The organism is Palleronia pelagia (genome assembly GCF_900110115.1).
In the GTDB taxonomy this organism is placed as follows: Bacteria; Pseudomonadota; Alphaproteobacteria; order Rhodobacterales; family Rhodobacteraceae; genus Palleronia; species Palleronia pelagia.
This window is the reverse complement of sequence record NZ_FOCM01000005.1, coordinates 1-25,190: the sequence shown is the minus strand read 5'-3', so window position 1 is coordinate 25,190 and position 25,190 is coordinate 1. Positions and strand designations below refer to the sequence as shown.

The following is a 25,190-nucleotide window of genomic DNA, read 5'->3' as shown; positions in this document are numbered from 1 at the left end:
ACCCCGAGGGGCGCGCGTGACCGTCGACATCGCCACCAGCACAATTGTCGCCCAGGCCTTCGATTTCATGGAGAAGGCCGAGATTTCGTCGTTTGGCGATGAAAGCTCCGAGGCTGCGAAGGCCGCCCAGGTCTATCCCCGCGCCCGCGACATGGTTCTGGAACACTACGATTGGTCGGCGGCGCGAACTTTCGCGAGCCTGCCCGAGGCAACGGCCGTCGCGCAGGATCCGGATCTGCCCGTGGGATACGTGCTGCCCACCGATTGCCTGATACTGCGCAGCGTCCGATCGCGCGACGTATGGCGGCAAGATGGACGCTTCATCCGAGCCATGCAGGCTGGCGGTCTGGACATTCTCTACACCCGCAGGATCGAGGTCGAGGCCGAGCTTCCTGCCTTCCTGCAGACGGCCATCGCCAGCCAGATGGCGGTTCTTCTGTCGCCGAAATTCGTCGGCTCACGGACGAAGCGGGCAGATCTACGTGTCGAGCTCAACGATCTTCTGATGGCGGCCAAGCGACATGACAGCCACAGCGCGTCCGGACACGCGATCGATGCTGCCATGCCCGATGGCGATTGGGTCTGTGAGGCCCGGTTGTGACCCGGGCGCGCGTGGTCCAGAACACGTTTTCGGGCGGCGAGATCGACCCGCTTCTGTATGCGCGGGACGACTTCCAGCGGTTCAAGACGGGGATGTCCGCTTGTCGCGGTTTCATCCCCCTGCGCCAGGGCGCCTTCGCCAGGGCGCCGGGATCTATTCACCAGGGCAGCACGCGTCTCGATCTGCCGGCGCGCCGGATCCCGTTCGAATTCGCGCTGAACGACGCGGTCGAGCTCGAGTTCACCGACGGCGTCATGCGGGTCTGGCGGTACGGTGTCCTGGTGCAAAGGGACGGCGCGCCTTTCGAGCTGGCCACGCCCTACCAGGAGGCGGACCTTCCGAACCTCGATACGGCGCAAGACGGCGATGTCATCTACATCGTCGATGGCCGGCAGCCGATGCACAAGATCAGCCGCCTGGCGCTGGACGACTGGACCATCGCGCCGGTGGACTTTCAAAGCGGTCCCTTCCGTATCCAGAACCTGGACGAAGCGAAGACCATCCAGTGCAGTGCCGTGTCCGGCAGCGTGACGGTCTGGACCGGCAGCCCGCCCACGGGCGATGCCACCGCCGATCAGTCCCTCGCGATCGGAGATCTGTGTCGTCACGACGGCCGCGTCTACACGTTCTTGGGCGTTCGCACCGACGGCGGCGCGCTCGGCGATGGCGCTGTCGGCCCGACCCCGCCGACCCACACGGCCGGCGAGCAGGATTACGACTGGGGAACCAGCCCCGTCTACACCGCGAGCTGGCGCTACGAATACGCGACCGCGTCCGAGGGCAATATCGACCTGACCGCCGTGGGCGACGTCTTCCGCGATAGCCACGTCGGAAGCGTCTTCCTGATCCGGCCCACCGACTTTTCCAATGTGCCCCTATGGGTCGGAAACGACGGCGATGCCCGGAACGGCGACCTGGTGACCTATGACGACAAGATCTACGAGCTGGTCGCCGGTGATCATTCGGGGATCAATCCGCCCACCCACGAGAGTGGCACGCGACGCACCGATGCGTCGAAGGACACCAAGTATCGTTTCGTCTCGACCCTCGAGGGTGTGTTCCGTGTCACTGAGGTTCTGAGCGCCAACCAGGCGCGGGCAGAGGTGCTGCGCACCATCCCGCAGCCCTGCATCGACGATCCCAGCTACCGCTGGTCCGAAAGCGCGTGGTCGGACGACTATGGCTACCCCCGCGCGATCACGCTCTACGAGCGCCGCCTGTTTGCGATTTCCTCGCCCTCCGAGCCCCGTACCGTCTGGGCGTCGACGCAGAACGCCTTCGAAGATTACCTGCCGGGCAGCGATGCAGATGCGAGTTTCGCGTTCGAGCTGGAAAGCGACGGTCGGAAGAACAGGCTGTTCTGGCTGCAGCGGGCGCGACGAGGCCTGTTCATCGGGGCGCTCGGTGAAGTCTGGCGCGTGTTTTCGAGCGTATCGGGCGAGGCGATCGGTCCCACGACCTTCGATACCGAGCTGGTGGCGAATGATGGCGTCGCCGACACGCCGCCGATCCTGGCTTTCGGGGACCCGGTCTATATCTCGCGCGACAGTGCGCGGGTGAACCGGATCCTCTACAGCTTCGAGGAAGACGGATCCCGACCGATCGAGCTGTCGCTGCCCGCCGCGCATTTGGGCGCGCGGGCCATCGTCCAGATCGTCTGGCAGAGCGCACCATTGCGGACGGCCTGGATGCGAACCCGGGACGGGGATCTGATCGCCATGGTGTTCGATCCCGACCAGGATGTTCTGGGCTGGGCGGTGGTGCCGGTCGCGGGTGGTCGGGTCATCGATCTGAGCGTCAGTCCGAACGCCGCCGGAACGGCCGACCAGGTGTCCATGGTAGTCGAAAGGACTGTCGCGGAAACCACCCGGCGATTTGTCGAGGTGCTGAGCGATACGACGCACCTCTTCTGCACGGTTTCGCTTTCGGCCGATCCGGCGCGCGAACAGTTTCTGGCGCCGCACCTGGCGCTGACCAGCCTGCATGCCTGGACCGATGTCGGGGACCAGGGCGGATTGTCGGCGGACGCCCAGGGCACGGTGCAGCTCGCCTATCCGGCGACGCGCGCGACCATCGGGCTTCTGGACCAAACGCATTTTGCCGAGACGCTTCCGATTTCAGCCCCGGCGCGGGACGGCGACGCCCGTGGCCGGGGCCGCCGCTTGCATAACGCCGCAGTGGCCATCCACGAGACGGCCGGCGGACGTGTTCAGGCGGTCGAGCGCGATGCCGGCGGGAACGTGCATCTTGGGGCGGCCAAGCCGCTGGTGCGCCGGACCGTGCTGTCGGATGCCCGCACGACAGAGAACGCGACAATCCTGACCGACGTCCAGTCGGGCACCTGCAACGACGTGCGGCTGCGCTTCACACCCGAAGGCGCGGCCCCGATGACGGTCCTCGCCTATTTCGCGGACATTGAAGAGATGGGTCCCTGATGTGCGTCCCAACGCTCTTGACCGCCCTGGCGGGCGCAGGTGGCACCGCCACCGCAGCGGGCGCAGCGGCCGGGGCTGCGACGGCGGGTGCCGGCATTGGTGGTGCGCTGCAGACGATTGGCCTTCTTGCCAGCGTGGGCGGATCCTTCGTGCAGGGGATCCAGGCCAAGAAGACCGCGGAAGCGCAGGCCGATGCCCTGGAAGTGCAGCGACAGGAAGAGGCGCGCCTGAACGCCGTCGAAGACTATCGCACCCGGAAGAAAATGCGCGCCCAGACAGCTCAGCAGCGTGCCGGGTTTGCAGCCCGGGGCGTGTCAGCCGGAAGTCCCACCGCCATCTATTTGGGTCAGACGGCCGCGCAAGAGCTGGCTTTTGCATCGCAAAGCGTCCGCCAGCGCGGTGCGGCCACCGACACGGAGCTGTCGAACAGCGCGCGGTTGGTCCGTGCGCAGGGTAAGCAGAGCATGATCCGCGGCATGTTCAGTGGCGCGGGGCGCCTCTTGCGCGGGGCGCCAGAGGTCTGGCCGGAGCTCTTGGCATGAGCCGCATGGTCGTTCCCACGGCCGGGACCGATCCCGGCCGCGCTGCCCGCGCCCCGCAGCTGCAAACGCCGCAGCTGGGCGCGGCGATCGCCGAGCTGGGCGATACGGCGCTGCAGGTTGGCACCGCGCTGGAAACCGATCGCCTGCAGCGGTCGCGCCAGCGCAACACGATCGATCTGACGGCCGACATGAACGATCTGCGTCTGTCGGTCGAGGCCATGGGCGATCCGGACCAGGCCGAAGCCGCCTGGCAATCAGGGATCGAGGATCTGCGCGGCCGATACCTCGGCGGACCCGATGGCGCGCCCGGTGCGGTCGACCCGAAGAACGCCGCCGATTTCGAGCTCACCTTCGACGAGCTGGCAAATCGCCAGGGCTTTTCCCTGGGTAAGCGCACCCTGGCGCTGCGGCAGTCCGAACGCCAGGCGAATTTCCTGCGCTATTCCGACACGGCGGCGCGGGTCGCAACCAGTGCCGATCCCGAGACCCGCGCGGCCCTGGTCGCGGAAGGCGAGGACATCATCGCCCAGAACCTGGCCGCCGGTGTCATCGATGCCGAAACGGCCGAGCTGCAGCGCCAAGGGCTGCGCGGTGATATCGCGAATGCCCGGGCGATCGGTCTGATCGATGAGGATCCACAAGGGTTCATCACGGCGGCCGACGCTGGCGACTTCGATGGGCTCGGAGGCGAAACGCTGGCGCGGTACCGGACCCAGGCTTCCGGCGCCCTCGAGCGCCAGGCGGCCGCGGCGGCGCGCGAAGCTGAGAAGGCCGCCGAGGCTCGCCAGCGGGAGATCGGCGAGGACCTGGTCGCGATCCGCGAGATCGCCGCCGCCGGACGCGAGGCCGTGGACGAGCGCAAGTTGTCGGATCCCGCCTACCAGCAGCATCCGGGATACGGCCGGACGGCCGCGGCATTGGATCTGCGGAGAGAGCAGGGCCAGCTGCAGCTGAAGACGCCCGGCGAGCTGCGCGCGTTGATCGATGCCGAGGAAAAGCGATCGCTGGCGCGCCCGTGGCAGGCAGAACGGCTCGAGGTCCTGCGCGGGGCGCTGGACGACACACTGGACGAGTTCGCGAAAGATCCAATCGCCACGGCCGCGGCGCGTGGTCTGATCGATGACACCCCGCTGGATTTCGACAACGCGCCGGCCGGCCTGGCCCGCGACGTCGTTCGCCGCGTACGGGAAGGCTACGAGCTGGCTGACGCGGGATATACTGAAACCGCAACGGTCTTCACCGCGGAAGAACGCGTCGAGCTCAAGACCCGCCTGCAGGCGACCGAGGATCCCCGCCAGCGCGCTTTGCTGGCAGCTACGCTTGCAAGCACCCTGCCGGCCGACGGGCCCGATAGCCTGGTCGGCGTGACGGGCGATCCGCTACTTGGTCACGTGGGCATGCTGGCCAGCGCCAGCGGATCCGTCGGCCTGTCGGCCGAGATCCTGCGCGGGCAAGAAGCGCTGGCGCGTGACAACATCAAGCTGCCGCCGATCGCCGATCGCGCGGAGACGGCTTTCGGCGTCATCGAGACGGTCTTCACGGACATCCCGGGTGGCGAGGCCTATCGCCAGGCGGCCGTCGCCGCGGCTGACGCGCTCTACGCGCGGCGCATGGGCCGCGTGGATCCCGACGAGGGCTTCGACGAGGATATCTATCAGCAGGCTTTCCACGAGGTGATGGGCGGCATCGGCAAGGCCGACAGCAGCTCGGCCCGCGGCGGTATCCAGGACGTGCGGGGGATGCGGACGATCCTGCCACAAGGCGTTGCCGCCGACCGCGTCGACAACGCCCTCGATCGCCTCGGCATCATGGAGGTGCCCACGGGGCCGCGCCAGACAGCAACCAATCAGTTCGATGCCGAGACGCTTCTGACGCAGCTCGGGCAAGCCAGCAACGGGCAGCGTCCGGACATCATGGGCGAGCTTCCAGACGCCGCGACCATCGCCAGCCTGCAGCTGCAGGCGGTGGGTGACGATACCTACGTGTTCGTCCGCCCCCGTCGGAACGGCCGGCCAGAGGTGCTGCTGAACGATGCCGGCGCACAGTTCACCTTCAGCCTTCGGGCCCTGATGCAGGCGGTGTCGCCATGAGCTTCATGCTGCGCAACGCCGAAGCCGCAAGCCAGCTGGATCCGCTGACCCGCCTGCCGTCGGATTTCGGCGAGACGTTCAACGCGGGCGTGACCGCCGCCCGGATCGAGATGGACAGCTTCAACCGGCGCAACGTCGATCGACAACGGGCCATCGCGGAGATTTCCGACCGGCTCGGCTCTGCCTATGGCGACGGGCCCGGGTTCACCGTCGGATCCTTCGACAGGATCGTCGACGCTCAGGTCGGCTACGCGACCGATCGCGTTGCGGCACTGCGCGAGAACGATGCCGACGGCCGCTACGACGATTTGCCAGCTACGCCGGAAGAGTTCGAAAAGCGTGTGACCGCGCTGCGCCAGGCGGAATATGAGGCGCAGCAAGACATTCTGGACAATGGGAGTGCGGCGGCCGGCATCCTGGGTGGCCTGTGGGCCGGGGTCACGGATGAAAGCACCCTGGCATCGCTGCCCTTCGGGGTCGCGGCCGGCACGCGGATCGGCGTAGCGGCCGGCGTAGAGGCCGGCGTGAGCGTGGCGACCGAGGCGGCCACGCTGCCGCGTCAGTTCGCCGTTGCCGACGAGCTGGACCTGCCCATGGGCGTCGGTGACGTGGCATTGTCGCTCGGCACGGCCGGGATCCTCGGCGGCGCCTTGGGTGGCGGCGTCGCGGCAGCGCAGCGGTATTTCGATGTGCGGCGCACGCGTCAGGAAACCACCGGGACCCGTCGCCCGCCCGAGGCCGACCAGGTCACCTTCGGCGACGCTGTCGATACTTCCGAAGAGGCCATGAACGAGGGGCGCGAGGTCGACATCGATCCGATCTACCCGCCCGGCCAGGTCATTCCCGAGAAGATCCGGAACGGGATCTTCGCGGGCGAGAGCGGCGGTGATTATGACGCGCTGTTCAGTTTCCAGAACCGACCCGGCGGACGCTTCGCCGATGTGAAGCTGACGGAAATGACCGTCGACGAGGCGATCGCCTTTTCGGCCCCGCGCGGTCGATACGGCCAGTGGGTCAAGTCACGGATCGGGCGGGTCGCAACGCCCATGGGGGCCTATCAGATCGTCGGTACGACGCTCCGAGCTGCCAAGAAGGGCCTCGGCCTGCGCGGCGATGAAGTCATGACCAAGGCGCTGCAGGATCGGCTGGGCTGGTGGATCTGGCGCCAACAGGGGACGGAAGCCTGGGAAGGATACCGCGGCCCCCGTGACACACCGGTCAGGCCGTCAGGCGGCGCCGCGCCGGATGCCGGCTCTGCCGATTACATCACTTACGGCGATCGTCGCGGCTATACCCAGCGCGGACAGATCACGGCCGGCGACGATCTTCGGATCGATGTGGATTACGAGGTGGTCGACGCGCGATCGCTGGTCCGCGCCAGCGGGGATCTGCAGCCGCGCGATCGCAGCCGTCGATCGAGCGATGAGCAGGTGGCCGAAATGGCCGCCAGGCTGGATCCCGCGCGGCTGATGCCCTCGCCCGAGGCCGATCGTGGCGCGCCCATCGTCGGGCCCGACAACGTGATCGAAAGCGGTAACGGACGGGTCATGGCGATCCAGCGCGCCTTCGAGCGCAACCCGAACCGGGCCGATGCTTATCGCCAGCAGATCGAGGCCGCAGGCTTCACAATTCCCGACGGCGTTGATCAGCCCGTGCTGATCGCGCGGCGGAGCTCCGATCTGTCAGCCGAGGCCCGCAAGCAATTCGTGCGTGCCGCCAACAGCTCGGCCGTGGCGCGCATGTCGGCGACCGAGCGTGCCGCAGCCGACGCCCGGGCCATCGATGCCGATACCGTTGCCCTCTTCGATCCGTCGCGTTCCCTGGCGGCAGCAGAAAACCAGCCCTTCGTGCGCCGCGCCCTCGATAGCATGCCGCAGGCCGAGCGCAGCGGATTGGTCGATGCAAGCGGCGCGCTGAATGATGAAGGGCAACGGCGGATCCGCCAGGCTCTTTTTGCACGGGCTTTCGACGCGCCCGACATACTGTCGCGCTACGCCGAAACCGGCGCCGGCGATTTGTTGAGCCTGATGGAAGCGCTCGAGCAGTCGGCGCCTGGCTGGGCCGCGCTGCGGGGCGCCGTCAGCGACGGCCGCTTGCGTCCTGAATTCGACGTGACGGCCCATGTCATGGACGCGATGCGGATCATCGCGGAGGCGCGGGTGGTCGCAAAGGCCGGCGGCCGGCCGGCCGATATCCTGGCTGAAATGCTGGCCGATGAAGATCTGTTCGACGGAGCGGTCGCACCCTTGACGGCCGCGCTGGCGCGGCGGTTCTACAAAGGCGGCCGCGCCGCCCGGGCCGACCAGGTTACCGACCTCTTGACGCGCTACGCGGCCGAGGCGCGTCGCATCGGCACCACCGACGCCGCCTTGTTCTCGGACACGCCCGGCCCGCTGGACGTACTGAAGGCGATCGATAGCGAGGCCTTCGGCGAGTTGGACACGATCGGCGCGGCGCCGGCAGCGCGATCGCAGCCGATCGCGGCCGCGGCGGATCCGGCCGACGTTGCTTTCCCCGATGGGGCAATGAGCGAAGAGGCCGCGGCCGCGGACGCTGCCCTCGAGCAGGGATTTACCCGGCCCCTGTCGCGCCAGGCGACTGATCCGGTGACCGAGCTGCGGCAGATGAAGGACGATCAGCCGGCCGACAGCCTGGATGAACTGTATCTTTTGGCCCCGGGCGCGAAGACGCAGCTTGACGAACTGGGCGACCGCATCGCTGCCGATGCCGGCGCGACATTCACGGCAGCCGCGCTGAAAGACATGGACACCGCCGCGGCCAAGATCGAGCGCAAGCGTTATCGCAGCGTCCGCGAGCTGACCGACATCGTGCGCGGCGGGTTCCTAGTCAATACGGCCGAACAGGCCGACCAGGTCGTCGAGAGCCTAAAGGGCAGCGGTCGGATCATTGACGAAGGGTGGTCACGGACCCCCGAGGGCTACGCCGATCGCAAGGTCCTGTTGCAGACCGAGAGCGGCCTGATCGCGGAAATCCAGATCTGGTCGCCCGAGCTGTTGAAGGCGAAGAAGGCGACGGGTCACAAGCTCTACACCCGCGCGCGGTCGTCGAGCGATCCGGATGAAATCGAAGAGCTGACGCAGCAGATGCGGACGCTTTATGCCGAGGCGCTGAGCCGCGAGGACCCGTCGATCGCGAAGCTCTTCGGCACTTCGAACGATCCGAACGCGCCCGCGAACCTGTCGACCAGCGCGGCTTCCGACGGCAGCACCGATGCGGTGTTGGAAACGTCCAGCGCGTCGACCGCTTCCCAGGTGCCGTCGGGCTCGAGAAGCGCCAGTGCCTCGCCCCGGGCGGCTGAGAACAGCACCGCGGGTCGGCCGTCCCAATCGACGAATGTTCGATCTGACATGGGGGATACCTCCACCCCAGATATAGGGGATGATGGCGCGCCAGGCAATACGGGCGGCCTCGAGCTGGCCGAGGATTTTGCCGACCTCGAGATCACGCTGGACGACGGATCGCGCATGAGCGTGCGCGAAGCGCTGGACGACCTCGAGGCCGATGACGCCCTGCAGCGCGCGATCGACGGCTGCCCGATCGAGGGGACAGCCGATGGCTGATATGCGTAAATGTCTGACCGATGCGCTGGCCGCAGGGGATATCGACCAGGGCCGCGCGGACGCGGCCCGTGCGGAATACGAACGCCAGGTGGCCCACTACGAGCGGTTTTTGCCGCGCCACCAGGCCGAGGCGGCCGCCGCTGCCGACCTGAAAGAGGCAACCAGACGGCAGCGGCGGTCGCGCAGGCACATGGTTCTGAACCAGCTGGGCAAGATGCGCGAAATCAAGGCGCGGCTCGAGACGACGCCTGATGTGGCGACGGCGCTCCTGGACATGTTCGAGACGGTTCCGGGATCGACCTACGAGGGGCAAAGCGTGCGGTTCCTGCAGGACGCCATTCAGGCCCGCATCAGGGCCGATCTGCAGGACGGGCTGCGGGCATATGGCCAGAACGTTCTGGGCCGGTCCCGTGACCCGGTGATCCTGCGCAACGTGGTGCGCGAGCTCCACGGCCAGGACAGCGGCAGCGACATCGCGAAGGCCTACGCCGCATCGGTTCGCAAGGTGCAGGGCTGGCAGCGCCAGAAGATGAACGCGCTTGGTGGTGATATCGGCGAGCTCGCCGATTACGGCCTGCGTCACACCCACGACGCGCGCGCGATTGAGGATGCCGGCTTCGACGCCTGGGCGTCGCGGATCTTCGACAAGCTCGACTGGTCCCGGATCGATGATTTCTCGACGGGGCGGCCCTTTGCGCCCGAGGGCAAGACGCCGAGCAAGGCGGCCGCGCGGGCGTTCCTCGAGGACGTGTATCGCGGGATTACCACGCGCGGATGGGACAATCGCGAGCCTGCCATGACCTTCGGTGGGGCGGCCATGTATCGCAAGCGCGACGAGCCGCGCCGGCTGCATTTCCGAGACGGCGACGCCTGGTGGGATTACAACGCCGAGTTCGGCATGTCCGACCCGCTGGCATCTATGCTAGGCCAGCTGGACGTCCAGGCCCGGGATATCGCGCTGATGCAGGTATTCGGGCCCAACCCGACCGCCGGGTTGGAATACGCGACGCAGGTGGCGACGCGCCGCGCAGAAGTGTCGGGCAATAGCCGACTGAAGGAGGGCGTCGACCAGCGCGTAAAGCGCGCCCGGGTGCTGCTGGCCCATGCCAGCGGCGCAGTGAACCAGGCCGAGCACGAGGGTTGGGCTCGGTTCTTTTCTGGCATCCGCCACCTGAACGTGGCGACCAAGCTGGGATCTGCCACCCTTTCGGCCGTATCGGACCTGGCCACGATCAGCACGGCCGCAACCGTCATGCGCGGTCACCCCGGCAACATGTTGAGCCGGGTCGTGGGGCAGGTGGCATCGAGCGCGAGCCGCGAGGACGCGCAACGCATGGGGTTCGTGGCCGAGACGCTGATGTCGATCGCGTCGACCTCGGCGCGGCTGACGAACGACGTGGTGGCCAACGACACGCTATCGCGCCTGTCTGGCTTCACCATCCGCGCCAGCGGGTTGGGTGTCTGGACGGATACCTTGCGCGTGGCGGTGCAGATGGAAACGGCCGGCCACCTGGCCAGCCAGGCTGGTCTCGCGCTTGGCGATGTCGACGGCATGCTGCAGAACCTTCTGCGCCGGCACGGCATCACCGAGGCCGACTGGGATGCCCTGCGCGCGCCAGACGGCCGATATGTGACCGATGGCGGCGCCGACTTTATCTCGCCCTTCTGGTGGCTCGAGCACCAGACCGCGCTGCCCCGGGCCGAGGCCGAGGACCTGGCGCTTCGCTTGCAGGCCGCACTGGCCGACCAGGTCGAGCTGTTCATCCCGTCGAAGCGGATGCGCGCGACTGCAGCTGTCCGGGGAGACACCCGCCCCGGGACCTTTAGCGGTGAGCTTCTTCAATCGACGGGTGGGTTCAAGAATTACGCTTTCAGCTTCACCATGGGTCAAATCGCAATTTTCAAAGCGATCCCGACGCCGCTGGGCAAGGCGAAATACCTGGCGGTCATGGGCAGCTCCACGCTGGTCATGGGCGCGCTGGCGCTGCAGCTGAAGGAGCTGGCGAAGGGCAGGGATCCCCGACCCATGGACGAGGCCAAGTTCTGGCTGGCGGCCGAGATCCAGGCGGGCGGCCTCGGGATCTTCAGTGACTTCCTGTTCTCCGAGAAAAATCGCTTTGGCGGCGGGATCGAGCAGACCCTTGCGGGACCGGTTGCCGGGTTTGCTGGCGACGTGATCCGCCCGATCGTGGCCAATACCACCGCCGCGATCGAGGGCAATGAGACGTATTTCGGTCGCGATGCCGCGAATTTCTTTCGATACAACACGCCGATTTTCTCGAGCTTGTGGCCCGGGCGTGTCGCCTTCGATCGCTTGGCCGCCGACCAGCTGCAGCTGATGCTGGATCCCGGAGCCCGCGATGCCTGGCGCCGCCAGGAACGCAATCGCGAGCGCACCTACGGCAACCGCACCTGGTGGGATCGCGGCGCAGCTGCGCCCGACCGGGCCCCCGACATCACCAATGCCCTGGGAGATCTGCAATGACCGTCGACGTCTTTACCGCGCCGCCGAGCTATCCGGACATCCAGTCTGCAGGTCCATACCCGGTGACGTTCGAATTCGCCGCAGCGGCCGACATCGTTGCCCGGGTCACCGACCTCGCCGGCCTCGAGCAAACGCTTGCGCCCACGAGCTACACGATCCTCCCGCAAGGGCCCGCGGAAAGCGGTGCGCTGACGCTGACAGCCGAGGCCTTTGCAGAGCACCAGGGCAAGCGGCTGGACATCCTGCGCGCCACCAGCGTGCAGCAGGGCTGGGTGGGCACCTCGGCCCGCGAGCGCGGGCTAGAGCGCCAGCTGGACCGGCTGGCAATGGCGGCGCAGGACAACTCCGAGCGCACCCGCCTGGTCCCCCAGCTGGCCGCGCCGCCGGCAGACGGACAGCGCAGGACGCTGCCCGAGCCGGAAATCAATCGTATCCTGGTCGGCACCGAGCGCGGCTGGGAGAACGGGCCGAGTGTCCTGGTGCTCTCTGAGGCGGACACGATCATTTCGACGTCGAAGGTCGAGGTCACACCGTTCAGCATTACGGCCGACGGCACAGTCGGGCCCTTCGCGCTGCCGGATGATCCGATCGCCACGAAGTATATCGAGCTCTGGATCGGCGGCGTGCGGCAACGGCCCACCACCGATTTCGTCCTGGTGCCCATGGCGTCGTCGCCATCGGGGCAGGGCGTCCGGCTTGTCGAGACGGCCGCGGCGGGGTTGGCGATCGACGGCAATATCGTCACCCCGTCCGCCGGCGTCTCAGCCACCGACGCGGATCTGATCGGCACCGACGAGGGATTGTCGGTCGCGGAGTGGCTGCGGCTTGGCGGCGGGTTCGCGGGTCGCGCCGCGCTGGTCGCGTGGTGGGCGCTCTTCGCATCCCAGGTGCCGGGCGGCACCAAGGTGAGCGCCGGCGATCTGTCCTATGTGAAGATCCCGGCCGGGCATGTCCTTTTCGGGACGAACCCCATCGCGGATATGGCGAACGCGATGCCCACGGTCGAATGGATCGACCCCGGGCATTTCGGCTCGATCGGCGAAGGCGACATGGAGGCCGACAACGCGGCATCGCAGGCCGCGATCAACTTCGCCAGCGCCATCGGGGGCGGTATGGTCGAGCTGCCCGAGGGAACGTTCCTCGTCGACGGCGCGAAAGGGGATCAGGAGACTTTCAACGCCAACCTCGGCGGGGGCTTGCGGCTTCTGGATGGCGTCGTGCTTCGCGGCCGGGGGATGGGAAAGACCATCCTGCGGAACGCGGCCAACGAGTGGCGGTCCGTTATCGGCATTCGCGGCATCCGCAATTGTGGCGTGATGGATCTGACCATCGATGGCGATTGGCCGGCTCTCGCGCCGCACCCTACCGATCCGAAGCGCGGCGAGGGGATCATCACCTGGAACGACGCGACTTCGCTCGTCAACGCGCGGATCGAGCGCGTGGAGTTCAAAAATTGCGCTCACTACGGGTTCGGCGGCCAGAACGTCAGCCACGAGGGCCTGACGCTGAAAAGCCTTGTCTTCGAGAACATCGGCGGCGATGCGATCGATATCAAATCCTTCACAGTGATCCTCGGACTGCCTGTCACCCCGGACCGCATGACCTCGATCCAGCAGATCTGGATCAAATCCTTCATGCAGAACCCGGATCACGATGATCAGGCGGGCCTTGACATTCGCGGGACGGTCCGTGCGGACCATATCTGGATCGAGGAAACCTGGGACCTGAAGCCGGGTCAGACGCGGAAGACCGGCATCCGCATGAACGCCCCGGTGAATGCCAGCAATCGGCTGGGCGGCGCCCGGTCGGTTCTCGGTTTCCACAACGTGACGTCGACCAAGCCCGTAGGCAGCGGCAACACCACCACCGAGTTCATTACCGGCGTCGAGGTGAACGATGCCTATGTAACCCTGACGGGTGGCACGGTGTCTGACCAGTTCTATGGGTACCGCGCGACAGCGAACGGCGACGGCTTGCCGGTCGGTCTGTCCGGGCGCGGGCTGAACGCAATCCGGTGCCGAGGGACTGGTGGGGCCGGGCGCGGCCTGGATTTCGGCGCCGATACCCGCCACTGCAACGTCGAAGCCTTCGCGGACGATTGCGACGTCGCTTGGGATACTGGTGGACTTCAAAACAGGTTCGTCGGTTCCGCGCGAAACTGCGGCACCGGCCTGCGCTACAACAGCGCCAGCGCGAACGTCCATCAGATCCAGTTCGAGGGCTGCGCCACTAACGTCGAGGACATTGCGGGCGTCTACGCGGGGTCGGGCAACATTTTTCCGGGCTCGGTGTCCATCATCGGGCCGCGAAACAACTGGATCGACATCGTCGCGACCGCCGATGACAGCGGCTGGATCGACGAAAACGGCAAGGCTGGCGGTTTCCGCATCTGGAAGGCAGACACCACGGGCGACAACGATGGCCTGTTTCTGGAAGCCTCCCTACGCTCGACAGGGTCGACCGGCGGCAACTTCAATATGTGGTTCGCTGTCCAGGATGGCGCCGGCAATTTGGTTGACGTCATGCAACTGGACGATGCCGGCGTGATCTTCCTTGTGCCGCCGCAGGCTCCACCGAAAACGGTCGCGGAGCTGGCTACCATCTCGGTGGCCGATGGGTCGATCGCCTATGCCACCGACGGGCGGAAGGCCGGCGAGACCGCTGGCAACGGCACGGGCGTGCTCGTCCATCGCAGCGGCGGGGCCTGGCTGACCTCCTACGACAACACCGCAGTCCTGGCGTGAGGGAGTAATCATGGCCCTACTGGATACCCGCATGATCGACTGGGCGCCCGCGGGGGGCGTCCGGATCGCGTCGCCTGCCTTTTTCGCGTCCGGCTCGGTCGTCCCGTCGATCCTCGGGCACAACGGCCGCGTGTTCCTAGGCGACGGCTACCTGCACGGCGCGCAGGTGGATGGCGCGGTCACCGGTGGATCGTGGCTCGAGCTGATCGGCGACACCGCACCGACCGGCAAGGGCTGGGATTACCTGCAGGACCTGTTCCGCATGGCGGTCATCACGTCCGTCGGCGGTGCGATCAGCGGCGTGGCGCGGACAAGCGACGATACGGACGCGATCGGTGTCGCTGCCATCGGTCTCAACCGGCACGCCTACGCGACCGGTCGCAAGGGCTGGAGCTACTACGGCGATTTCCGCAGCCTCCTTGGCGCACTCGGCTTCGGCATCGAGCAGAACGTCAGTATCGAGGTTCGATCCGAACACGGCGCTTCTGACCCGCACAAGGCGCCGGGCCAGGGCCTGGTCCAGGGTATCCGCCTCATGGCCGGGTCGGACGCGGCGGTCTTCGGCCGGTCCTATGGCGTACCGGCCGGTATCTTCCTCGGAGATAATGGCGCGAAGTTCCTTTCGGGGCTGGTCTTCGGCTTCAACGCCCTGCTTCGCGACGGCGAGGAAGACAACCCGTCGGCCACGGGATGGACCGACGGGAACGCCCACGCCATCCGCATGGCCTACCGCCACATGCTGAGCTGGTCCTCGCGCGACCCCGACGTGGACGGCGTGCGGCCCGAGGTTTTCAGCATCGCCAGCGCCATCCAGAATTCGGCCGTGCGGATGCAGATGCTTGTGTCCGACGGCGGCCTGGCGATCGGCGAGCTGATCAACCCAGCCAGCAACCTCTTCGTGGTCGCGTACCAAGCCGCGGCGACTGCCCACGTTCGCGTCGAGGCAGCGACCGGGTCCGGCGCCCCGCTGATCAGGGCGGCGAACGCGCTGAATGACAGCCGCAACCTGCACCTACAGGGGCAGAACGGCGGACTTGTCGCCTGGGGCGCCTACACAGCCGGAGCGCCGCCAGCGGCCGACGGCTTCATCCGGGTCGTCACCTATGACGGCGATATTCGCGACATCCCGTGCTCAACACCAGCATCCTAAGGAGCTCACCATGAAGATCGATTTCGGCGCCATCCTTGTCGGACCCACCGGCCAGCCCTGGGAAGAGAAGATGTTGCCCAGCGACGACGAGAAGAAGCCCGTCACGCTTGGCATCCTCTGCGCCTTGGCGGCTGATCAGCCGCCCATGGACCCACGGGATCAGAACAAGATCCGCGACCTGACCCTTGGCGGATTGGTGGCGCCTATGATGCAGGGCGGGGTCCTCGACCTGAAACCCGAAGAGCTCGTCATGGTGCGCGAAGCCGTGATGCAATTTCACCCGGCGACCCGTCACTTCAAGCGCCAGGCGCACGACATGCTGGACGGAAAGCCAGCCGAGGGAGGCTGACCCCCGTGTTCGACAAGCCCCACGAGTATTGGGCCGCGTTCATCGGCATGGTGGTCTACATCTTCATGCGCGACCGCAAGTCCGAGACGCTGATGGCGAGCGTCGGGAAGACCATCGCCTCGGCCCTGCTGACCCTGGCCCTGTCGCCAACGGCCGCGGCCTATACGCGCGACAACGAGATCCTCGCGGCCGTCGCACTCATGGCCTTCATCCTGATTGCGCTTGACGTGGGGACCGCGCTCTTCAGCGACCGCGACTTCGTCAAGGAGCTGATCCGCAAGAAATTTGGGGGCGGCAATGGAAAAAACTAGGGTCGCCGTTCGGAAATCCCTGACGCCGTTCGTCCTGGTGGCGCTGATCGTGGGCTATGCGTGGACCGAGCGCCTGCCGGAATACCGCTGGTATCGCGACCTGATGGGCATGACGCCATTTTCGGAGGTGTCCGTCTCTGCGCAGGAGATTGCCCGCGGCGGCTTGGTCGTTCAGGGCTGGATGCGCAAGGACCGCTGCGAGTTCGATCATCTCACCGCCTATGTGATCCGCAACGATGGATCCCGGGCCTGGGCGCCGCTGGATGTTTCTCCGGAACACGGCGTCTGGCGCGGTGGAAACCGCCCGCCATCCGACAGGATCGAGACCTGGGGCCCGTGGGTCATCGTCCGGCCTGAAACCATCGAGCCGACCGGCTGGGAGATCCTGGTGACGCACACCAATTGCCCGCGCGGCCCGGCCCGTCAGACCAACACGTTCGCCGCAGGCGATTGGCAAGACCAATGAAAGGACATGGAATGAAGATCGCTATCGTCATCGGGCATAACGCCCGCGCCCAGGGCGCTGTTCGCATCACGGATGGCCGCACAGAGTATGACTGGAATGGCCAGTTGGCCGAGCTGATCCGGGCGCACGACCCCGAAGGCGTGCGGATCTTCCGCCGGGATCCAAGCGCCGGCGGGTACAGCCGCGAGATCGACAAGGTCTATGCCGAGACCGATGCCTGGGGCGCCGACGTCACGGTCGAGCTCCATTTCAACGGCTCGGCCGACCCGCGCGCGACAGGGTGCCTGACGTTGTCCAGCGGGACGCCCGGCAGCATGGCGCTGGCGCGCGAAGTCCAGGCCCGCATGCTTGCCGTGATGGGCAACGAGGACGACGGCGTGCAAGTGCGCGGCAGGCATGACCGCGGCGGTCGCTCCTTGTGGCAGGGCAGGGCGCCCGCGATCCTGACCGAGCCTTATTTCGGAGGGAATGCGCAGTTCTGCCACGCGGCCGACGCCAACATGGACGAGCTGGCCGAAGCGATCTATCGCGGCTGCATGGCGATTGCGCCCGCAGAGCAGTGCGCGGCGTGAAACAGATCTTGGCATACGCGCTCTGTGCGGCCGTGCTGGCGCTTGGAGGGGCCGCTGGATGGGGATACGTCCAGACGACCCGCCTTGATGCCCAGCGGGCAGAAAACGCGACCCTGCGATCCAGCAATGCCGCGCTGCTGCGGCAGGCCGACCAGGCGCGGACTGCGCGCCGGGTCGAAGCCGCCCGCGCCGAGCTCCAAGCCCAGGAGGCCGCCGAGGCCCGCGCAACCATCGAACATCTGCAAACCGCTGACATGGGGGAGTGTGCCGATGCGCCTCTTGATCCTGCCATTCTCGACGCTCTTGGCCGCGGGCGCGTGCCAGCCCGAGCGGATCGTTTACCTGCCACCACAGATCCCGGCCGAGACGCTAACGCCCTGTCGGATCAGTGAGCGGCAAGCCGAGACCTACCGAGATCTTGCGGTGCTGGCGACAGAGCATTTGACCGCGGCCCGCTGTGCAAACGGCAAAATCGAAACCATGGCTGAGATCCTGAAGGAGACCCCTGATGCCCCGCAACAGTGAAGACGTGACGCTCGATGCAGATGTCTGGACCGAGATGACCAATGCCGATGCCAGCGTCGTGTCCGCGCATGTAATCGATCCGAAGGGAAAGGAGATCCGGATCATGGGTCGACCGGACGACACCCCGCCGACTGGAACCGACGGGCGGATCATCGGCACGGTCGATCGAGAGATCAAGATCGACCTGGTCGAAGCGTTCGGGCCCGGGACCGTTCGGCTTTTCGGCCTTTCGGCCTCGAGCGATGCAACCGTGAACGTCGATCATCGGGACATCGCCTGATGCGCGGCCGCGCCTTCCAGCCCGGTTTTCAGCCGGCTTTCCCGCGCGCCTTTCCACGCGCGTTCGGAGCGGAAGTGGCCGCGGCCGTCATCACCGCCACCACCGCGCCGGTCATGGCGAGCCTGGCGGACGGCGCCACTTTGGCTAGCGGGTTCACTCCGGGAGTATACACGTCCAGCGTGGGCACGATTAGCAGCCAGGTGGCGACCTACTATCTGAACGGCTCGCCCGTGGCCGGAACCACGACGATAGGCGAGGGCGACACCTACTACGCCATCGAGACCGTGACGAACAGCGAAGGCAACAGCCAGCCCTTCGCCACTGCGGCGCAGACCCTGCCGGTCCCGCTGAGCATCGGCACGCTGGCGAACGTGACAGAAACCCAGGCGGCCGGCGGAACCGTGCAGGTGGCCCTGTCGGCCAGCGGCGGCACTGCGCCCTACAGCTTCAGCTCGAACGTGGGCAGCGTCTCGGGCTCGATCCTGACCCTGGCGCTGGACACGGTGCAGACGACGGCCGTGACCGTCACGGTGACCGACGACGTGGGAGCGACGGCGCAGGACAGCTTCACCTTCACGGTCGAGGCGCCAGCGGCGCCCGCGCCCATTCTGGACACGGCGTCTTTCGATCCGGCGACGAACACCCTCAGCTACACCTACTCGAACAGCGTGACCGGGTTCCGTCTCTACGCGGCGGCCGCCACAGCGAGCATCGCCGTCAACACGGGCAACCTCTACAATGGCACCGGCGGCACGGGGGTCCTCGAATACACCAACAGCCCGATCGGGGAGGGTGTCACGAGCGATTTCACCACGGCGGCGGACGGCGCGGTGCGGATCGCGATCTGTCTGATCCGCGAAAGCGACGGGGCCGTGGCCTCGAACATCATCATCCTGACCGTCGATCCGCTGTCCATCGGGGCGAGCGGCGGAACTCTTACGGGACTGGCGCACCAGGTCACGGATACGTTCGGGACAGAGAACGCGCAGCCCTACACGGTGAGCGGCGTTCCCATCGGCACGGCGGCGGCAAACCGCTGGGTCGTGGTGATGACGACTGTTGGCTTGCAGGCGGCGACCGACGTGCAGCTCACCATTGGCGGCGTGGCGGCGCAGCCGCTCGGGACACCGCAGAGCAGCGGTGCGCTGCGCATGCTGGCCTTCAAGGCCGCCGTGCCGACCGGCACGACAGCCGACATCGCCTGGACGGACAGCCAGACGACAGCGGACCCGTTTTTCGACATCGGCCACGCAGTCTACACGATGCTCGGGGAGCCGGTTCTTCACGACGAGGCGTTCGATGACACGCCGGCCACGAACCAGTGGGCCGTGCTGATCGACGTGCCGGAAGGTGGCGTCCTGATCGGTATGTCGCGGGACAACTTCAACTCGAACCTGACCACCTGGACCGGCCTGACCGAAGACGCGGACACCGGCACGCGCATGGTGGCCTCGGGCAGCGCTAGCGGTCTGAGCGCAGAGATCGACCGCCCCGTCACGGTCACCAGCGACGGCGGGGCGACCGATTTCGAAGACGGCTTCTACGTCATTTCATTGGAGCTTGCAGCGTAATGCCCTCGATCATTTTCGATGGAACCCCGACTGTCATCGTGTCCGGAAACGTGACGATTACCGTGGTCCGACGGTCGAGGTCGAATGCCGGGTTCGATGTGGCTTTCATCGAGCTTGACTTGAGCGCGACAGGGTTTGCGCAGGGCAACGACGGGCTTCACAGGCACGAGGTCTACCTGGCGCTCGACGGCGACGTGATCCTGTCCAGCGTGCCGTTCGCGACCGCAGAGGGCAACGGGAACGCGCGCTACCTGATCGGGCCCGACGCGATGATTTACCTGCCGACGGAAGGGACGCACACCCTGACGGTCCTGGTGCGCGAGGTAGGGGCGGACATGGTCCTGACCGGGCTGGGGGCCACGGGCAGCACGACGATCTCCGTGGGATCGGAGAACGCGGCCTATCCAGGGCAAGACACGATCTGCCTCTCGCCCTCGGGAAACTTCGAAGGTGCGCCCGCAGGCGCCCGGCTGATCACGGGCAACGACATTTCGGCGGCCATCCGGGACTGGTCCAACGGCACGACCGCGCCCAAGCGCATCATGCCGCGCGGCGGTGAGACCTTCGTGCAGGCCGCGCAAGCCGTGACCGGGGGCGATCTTCTCATCAAGGCGTTCGGCACGGGCCGCGCGCTGATCCCGAACGCGGGAGGTTTCAACCTGTCGCCCGCAGCCACTGTCGCGGCCTACTCGCACGACTTTCGGCTGTCCGGCCTGGACGCAGACGGGCCGTATGACAGCCTCGCGGCCAGCGGCCCGGACACGAGCTTCATCGGCGCGCTATTCCCGAACACCCCGCGCAACCTGATCCACGTCGACAACTGCGACATCCGCGGCTTCAACTTCCACACCAATTTCGCGGATGACGGGGCGCACCTGGACGTGGGCTTCGCGGCGACCGACAGCGTGTTCAAGGACTTCGGCCACAGCATCTTCTACCAGTTCCAGACGCGGGATTTCGGGCTGGTTGGCGTCGATTACGGCGCACTGGACGGCGCGCGGACGGACCAAGGCAACAACGGCGGGTTCCCGCTGCGGATCGACACCAGCCGGGTTCAGAGCGTCAGCCACAGCCAAGGGACATCCGGGCACGGCTGGTCGGGCTGGATCAACGGCGAGGTGGCGATCCAAAGCATCGGGCGCTTCGGGACCGGAACGACGCGCACTGATCGGATCAGCGTGACGAAAAGCGTTTTGCGCGGTGGATCCACGATGCTCTCGGCCGGCACGGTGGAAGAGGGCGCGTCCTCGATCCCGCGTGCGAAGGCGCGGATGCGGGTGGAGGGCAACACCTTCATCGGCGATCACCAAACCTCGACGATCGCGAACGTGAGCGTGTCGCCGTTCCTGATGCGCAACAACAAGGCGTTTCTGCCGACCATGGCGGGCCGGAACGGCTTCGATCCTGCGCTCCTTCAGCTGGGGATCTCGAACGGCGACGGCGCGGCGGAACCGAGCCTGTTCACGGGGCTGATCGCGCTCATCCACAACACGGTGGTTAACGACCTCGACGGGCCGCTGACCGAGCTTGTGAACCCGCAGACCAGCTACACCGATGTCGTGGTCGGGAACAACGCGCTGGTCGAGGCGAACCTGGGCACGCCGAACATCAGCGACGGGCCGCTGGACGAGACACCGATCTACGACCCCAGCACCACGGGCTACGTCGATGGGACCGGAACGCCAGTCGCGGGCACGGGCATTCCGTCCGATGCGAGCGGAACGCTGGTGCCGCAGGTTGGCGCGGGCGTGATCGAGGATGCGCTGGGGCCGATCACATTCCGCGACGGGGCGAACGTGCAGCGCGCCGATCCGGCCAGCCGCGGCGCCCTGGAACCGGCGTGAAGCTGGGCGGAGCCGTAACCTATTGGAAACGTTCAACCCAAAAAAACGCTTTAGATCGACTAAGATACTGTTTTAATTAGATTAATCTTTGACTGTTAATCAATTGGTCGTAGGTTCGATCCCTACCGCCGGAGCCAAAATTCCCTAAGTGGTTGATTTCATTGGATGAGCCCCGACCGGAGTCGGAGCCACCTGTGCACGTGCACAAATTGGTGCACAAACGCGTGCCCGAACCGGTGCACGGATCCCGACTCCCGGATGCCCTGGAACCGTTTTCGGAGCACCTGCCATGGCCGGAGTCGCACACACCCCCCATCTCGAAAAACGCCCCTCGGGCTTCTTCTTTCGGCGCCGCCTGCCGAGGGCGCTCGTCGAGATATCGAACCCTGGTCAAAGTTCGGCCATCTGTCTCAGCCTGCGGACCGACGTCCTCTCCGAAGCGAAGATCCTCGTCGCGCGCCTGACGGTGCTCACCGACGCGGCCTTCGCGCTGACGACGGAGAGACCGGTGGATCATCTGAAGCCCGAACATGTTGCCCTGCTGACCGAGTTGGCGCGCTGCCAGATCGCGGCGCACGAGGCTCTGCGCGCCTCCGCCGAGCCGCGTTCGGAAGAGGCGGCGAATTTCGCGGCGCAGACCGAGCGTGCGACCCAAGATATGCTGCGGCGTGCCCTCGCGCTCGGCGACCGGACACCGGTCACGGATCCCCTGCGCGAGATGGCGAGGCAGTTCGGCGTGACTCTCGACGTGAGCACCGCTGACTGGCGCGCGCTCGCCTTCGAAGCGCTGCGGGTCATGCTGGATGTGTCGCGCGAGCGGGAGAAGCGCGAGGTCGGAACCTACGAAGACGTGACGCCGATCTTCCGGTCGGTGATGGCGCGCCGCTCGGCCGCCCCGGGCGCTGTCCTGCCCCAGGTTGTCGCACAATCGCACGCGCCCGCCCTGACGATCCCGGCAGCAGCTGCGCCTGGTGCGGTTTCCGTGCCGGTGTCAACCATCCCGTCGGGCACCGCCCCGGCCGCGCCACAGGTGGCCTCTCCGGCTCAGACCCCGGCCCAGGAGGCTCCCGCCACGCCGAAGACGGCGGAATTGGGTGTCGCGGACACTGTGTCCAGCCGAACGCCCAGCCACGATCGCGAACCCGAACCTATCGTTGCGTCGCCCGAGCCGGCGCCGAAGGCTCCCGCCATGCCGCGCGAAGAACCCCGGATCCTGATCGATCAGTCGCTCCTCTCCGACAAGGCGCGCGCGGCCCTGGCGAAAGGCCCCAATATCGAGTTCCGAGAGGCGTTCGACCTGTATTTTGAGCTGAAAGAACTCGGCTATGGGGACAATTTCGAAGCACGTCAGAAGAGTTTTCCGGACAAGGGTCGGAACTGGGTTCGGTCCTCGAGGGGCAACGCAAGGAAAGCCCGCGATATTTGGGTCGATGTCTTGGGCAACCAACCGCTCAAACAGATCGACTGGACGGAAGTCGACGGTGTCCTGAATGTCATTCGCCGGATCCCCAAATACCACGGCAAGAAGAAGAACCTTCTCAATACGAAAGGTTTCCGCGATCTCGTCGAGCGTGCCGACGAGCAGGAACTGGCCACGGCGATCGCAGCGAAGGAAGTTCTTGCCGCAAGAGGCAAGGTGACGCCGGCCGAACTCGAACGCGCGGCCCTCGACGCGAAGATCCCGCGGCTGCGTGTCGCGACCTTCCTCCGCCACGGCCGCATGGCGAACCGGGTCGGCAAGATGCTGAAGGCCATGAAGCTCATCGAGGAGAATCCGTTCGAGATCTGTTCCTGGACCAACGACGAGGAGAAGGACATGAAGGCGAACGAGGAAGATCGCTCGCGCATGCTCTGGGACGACAAGATCCAGAAGCTCTTCGCCTCTCCGGTCTACCAGGGGCAATGCGAGGAGAAGGATTACCCGCTGTTCTGGGGCCCTCTCATCGCGCGCCTTGCAGGCTGTCGCGCCGAGGAAATCCTGCAACTCGGGCCGGAGGATTTCGGCTCGGAGAACGGCATTGCCTATTTCACGGTGCGCAACGTGACCGGCAACCACGTGAAGTCCACCGCCGGGGAACGTCGCATCGCCGTGCACCCGAAGCTCGTCGAGCTCGGACTTCTTAACTTCGTGGAGATGCGGCGGCGGCAGAAGCAGTCGCGCCTGTTCCCGAACCTCAACCGCGGCCAGACCAAGGACACGTTCTCCGAACTCTACAGCAAGGCCTTCGGCTACTACCGCAAGACGAACGACTGCTACTGGCCCGGGCTCGACTTCCATGCGTTCCGCACGACATTCCACAACGACCTCGGCAACCTGCTCTGCCCCGACATGGTGCGCCGGCGCCTGATGGGGCACGAGAAGCCGGTCGACGAGGGTGACGGGTCCTACACGCGCGAGATCTGGGTGAAGACGCTCCACGAGGTCATCAGCCGGATCGACCTGGATATCTCGAGGATCAAGAGCCCCTTCGCTGCGCAAAAGGCCGCAGCTCCCAAGCCCGTGCCGACTGAGACACAGGACAATCACGGCAATGTCGTCGGGTTTCGGCGTCGACCAGCCTGATGTTTGAGCCAAGCCATCGCATTTTCAGGCGACATCACGAAGGCGTGATGCGGCGCCGGAGTTAACGATCCGAAATTTTGACTCAGATCAACTGTTTCCCGCGAATCCGGGGCATAGGGGCAGCATTCCCACACGAACGGAGACCCAGGAAATGCGCGTTAACCTCGCAAACGAAACTGCAACCACAATATGGCGGACAACGGCCGACCAATCGGTACCCCGCCATCTTCTTGACCCCGCCAATCGCATTGAACAATCGCAATTGATCCTTGCCGGCGAACACCAGGTCTGCCTGTCAGAAGCCTTCGACATCTTCATGGATGCAAAGTCGCGGGGCTATCGGTCTGGTGCTCGATTACTCGATGCCGTTCGTGGTGAACACTGGCGCCGGATCAGCGGTGCGAATACCCAGAGCGCGAAGCGCGTTTGGACGTGGGCCCTTGGGAATCCGATCTTCTCCGACATTGATCGGGAAGATGTCGTCCTCGCATTGGCGAAGATCCGAAACCTTCCGAAATACTTCGGCAAACGCTGCAGCAATGGCGCCGTTAATGAAAGTGGGCTGGGAAAACAAACTTCTGCACCCGACCGCATCAGTATCTCGACATTCCTGAAGTTCGGGCGGACGGCACGGCAGGTTGGCGATCTACTGGTCGAATTGAATCTCGAAGACGCGAACCCGTTCGACATCTGTTCCTGGTCGACGGCCGAGGAGGCCTGTCTGCGGCAGCAGGAGCGCCCATTCGAGGTCGTGTCGCGGAGGTGGTGGAAATTCGAGGGCGGCGTAATCTCCGGGTGAACTGACACCCACCCAACCGGCGGCGGCAACCGCCAGGGAGATCACGCCATGAACCAGATTACCGACACCGCGAGCTTTGCGCTACTGGCCGAAGAGGCCGGGTTCGATCTGATCGAAGAGCGGCTTCGAGCCAACGTGCGCGCGACCATCGAAGCCGTGTTCGAAGAGGAGCTGGCCAGCTTCCTCGGCCGGCTTCGCTACCGTCGTGGGGACGGCCCGGCAAAAGGCTATCGCCACGGTCACCGGAAGCGACAGCTCACCGGCACCTTTGGCACCGAGACG

At 66.1% G+C, this 25,190-nt stretch carries 18 protein-coding genes and 1 pseudogene; all 19 read left to right on the top strand.

Annotated elements, in window-relative coordinates:
* Positions 1-16: 16 nt before the first annotated feature.
* Positions 17-601 (top strand): phage connector family protein, encoded by a 585-nt coding sequence (locus tag BMX96_RS11530; protein WP_091845644.1) that lies wholly within the window; start codon positions 17-19, stop codon positions 599-601.
* Positions 598-3,036, top strand: a complete 2,439-nt coding sequence (locus BMX96_RS11525; RefSeq protein ID WP_091845643.1) for a phage tail protein — start codon at positions 598-600, stop codon at positions 3,034-3,036. The genes BMX96_RS11530 and BMX96_RS11525 overlap by 4 nt, the downstream gene beginning before the upstream one ends.
* Before the next feature lie 17 nt (positions 3,037-3,053).
* A complete protein-coding gene (locus BMX96_RS11520) occupies positions 3,054-3,578 on the top strand; it encodes a hypothetical protein (RefSeq protein WP_175481725.1) in 525 nt (174 codons plus the stop codon).
* Positions 3,575-5,668, top strand: coding sequence for a hypothetical protein (locus BMX96_RS11515; RefSeq protein WP_091845641.1), 2,094 nt, complete (start codon positions 3,575-3,577; stop codon positions 5,666-5,668). The genes BMX96_RS11520 and BMX96_RS11515 overlap by 4 nt, the downstream gene beginning before the upstream one ends.
* A gap of 89 nt (positions 5,669-5,757) precedes the next feature.
* A complete protein-coding gene (locus BMX96_RS11510; RefSeq protein WP_139210062.1) occupies positions 5,758-9,249 on the top strand; it encodes a hypothetical protein in 3,492 nt (1,163 codons plus the stop codon).
* Entirely contained in the window at positions 9,242-11,734 is a 2,493-nt protein-coding gene (locus BMX96_RS11505) for a hypothetical protein (RefSeq protein WP_091845639.1), read from the top strand. Before BMX96_RS11510 ends, BMX96_RS11505 begins: the two co-directional genes overlap by 8 nt.
* On the top strand, positions 11,731-14,478 hold the full coding sequence (locus BMX96_RS11500) for a glycosyl hydrolase family 28-related protein (RefSeq protein WP_091845638.1): 2,748 nt from the start codon (positions 11,731-11,733) through the stop codon (positions 14,476-14,478). The genes BMX96_RS11505 and BMX96_RS11500 overlap by 4 nt, the downstream gene beginning before the upstream one ends.
* A gap of 10 nt (positions 14,479-14,488) precedes the next feature.
* Positions 14,489-15,628: a hypothetical protein gene (locus BMX96_RS11495; RefSeq protein WP_139210060.1), complete on the top strand. Its 1,140-nt coding sequence runs from the start codon at positions 14,489-14,491 to the stop codon at positions 15,626-15,628.
* A gap of 10 nt (positions 15,629-15,638) precedes the next feature.
* Positions 15,639-15,977, top strand: a complete 339-nt coding sequence (locus BMX96_RS11490) for a hypothetical protein (RefSeq protein WP_091845636.1) — start codon at positions 15,639-15,641, stop codon at positions 15,975-15,977.
* Between the two features lie 5 nt (positions 15,978-15,982).
* Positions 15,983-16,288, top strand: coding sequence for a hypothetical protein (locus BMX96_RS11485; RefSeq protein WP_091845635.1), 306 nt, complete (start codon positions 15,983-15,985; stop codon positions 16,286-16,288).
* 37 nt (positions 16,289-16,325) lie between these two features.
* Positions 16,326-16,754 (top strand): hypothetical protein, encoded by a 429-nt coding sequence (locus BMX96_RS11480; RefSeq protein WP_139210057.1) that lies wholly within the window; start codon positions 16,326-16,328, stop codon positions 16,752-16,754.
* 11 nt (positions 16,755-16,765) lie between these two features.
* On the top strand, positions 16,766-17,326 hold the full coding sequence (locus BMX96_RS11475) for an N-acetylmuramoyl-L-alanine amidase (protein ID WP_175481724.1): 561 nt from the start codon (positions 16,766-16,768) through the stop codon (positions 17,324-17,326).
* Positions 17,327-17,596: 270 nt separating this feature from the next.
* The gene (lysC, locus tag BMX96_RS11470; RefSeq protein ID WP_236737043.1) at positions 17,597-17,851 is read left to right on the top strand and encodes an Rz1-like lysis system protein LysC; all 255 of its coding nucleotides are present in this window, start codon (positions 17,597-17,599) and stop codon (positions 17,849-17,851) included.
* The gene (locus BMX96_RS11465; RefSeq protein ID WP_091845632.1) at positions 17,835-18,131 is read left to right on the top strand and encodes a hypothetical protein; all 297 of its coding nucleotides are present in this window, start codon (positions 17,835-17,837) and stop codon (positions 18,129-18,131) included. The genes lysC and BMX96_RS11465 overlap by 17 nt, the downstream gene beginning before the upstream one ends.
* Before the next feature lie 74 nt (positions 18,132-18,205).
* On the top strand, positions 18,206-19,702 hold the full coding sequence (locus BMX96_RS11460) for a hypothetical protein (RefSeq protein WP_139210055.1): 1,497 nt from the start codon (positions 18,206-18,208) through the stop codon (positions 19,700-19,702).
* 119 nt (positions 19,703-19,821) lie between these two features.
* Positions 19,822-21,546 carry a hypothetical protein gene (locus BMX96_RS11455; protein WP_139210053.1) on the top strand — a complete coding sequence of 575 codons (1,725 nt, stop codon included), beginning with the start codon at positions 19,822-19,824 and terminating at the stop codon, positions 21,544-21,546.
* A gap of 289 nt (positions 21,547-21,835) precedes the next feature.
* Complete coding sequence (locus tag BMX96_RS11450) at positions 21,836-24,109, top strand: DUF6538 domain-containing protein (RefSeq protein WP_091845629.1); 2,274 nt, start codon at positions 21,836-21,838, stop codon at positions 24,107-24,109.
* A gap of 262 nt (positions 24,110-24,371) precedes the next feature.
* Positions 24,372-24,908 (top strand): hypothetical protein, encoded by a 537-nt coding sequence (locus BMX96_RS11445; RefSeq protein WP_091845628.1) that lies wholly within the window; start codon positions 24,372-24,374, stop codon positions 24,906-24,908.
* Positions 24,909-24,956: 48 nt separating this feature from the next.
* Positions 24,957-25,190: pseudogene (locus BMX96_RS11440) on the top strand (IS256 family transposase); the annotation flags it as partial.

Bases quoted from the DNA above. Each gene is read 5' to 3' on its own strand.
- lysC (WP_236737043.1), top strand. From the start codon at position 17,597: ATGCGCCTCTTGATCCTGCCATTCTCGACGCTCTTGGCCGCGGGCGCG.
- BMX96_RS11515 (WP_091845641.1), top strand. From the start codon at position 3,575: ATGAGCCGCATGGTCGTTCCCACGGCCGGGACCGATCCCGGCCGCGCT.
- BMX96_RS11465 (WP_091845632.1), top strand. From the start codon at position 17,835: ATGCCCCGCAACAGTGAAGACGTGACGCTCGATGCAGATGTCTGGACC.
- BMX96_RS11495 (WP_139210060.1), top strand. From the start codon at position 14,489: ATGGCCCTACTGGATACCCGCATGATCGACTGGGCGCCCGCGGGGGGC.
- BMX96_RS11500 (WP_091845638.1), top strand. From the start codon at position 11,731: ATGACCGTCGACGTCTTTACCGCGCCGCCGAGCTATCCGGACATCCAG.
- BMX96_RS11490 (WP_091845636.1), top strand. From the start codon at position 15,639: ATGAAGATCGATTTCGGCGCCATCCTTGTCGGACCCACCGGCCAGCCC.
- BMX96_RS11505 (WP_091845639.1), top strand. From the start codon at position 9,242: ATGGCTGATATGCGTAAATGTCTGACCGATGCGCTGGCCGCAGGGGAT.
- BMX96_RS11450 (WP_091845629.1), top strand. From the start codon at position 21,836: ATGGCCGGAGTCGCACACACCCCCCATCTCGAAAAACGCCCCTCGGGC.
- BMX96_RS11475 (WP_175481724.1), top strand. From the start codon at position 16,766: ATGAAGATCGCTATCGTCATCGGGCATAACGCCCGCGCCCAGGGCGCT.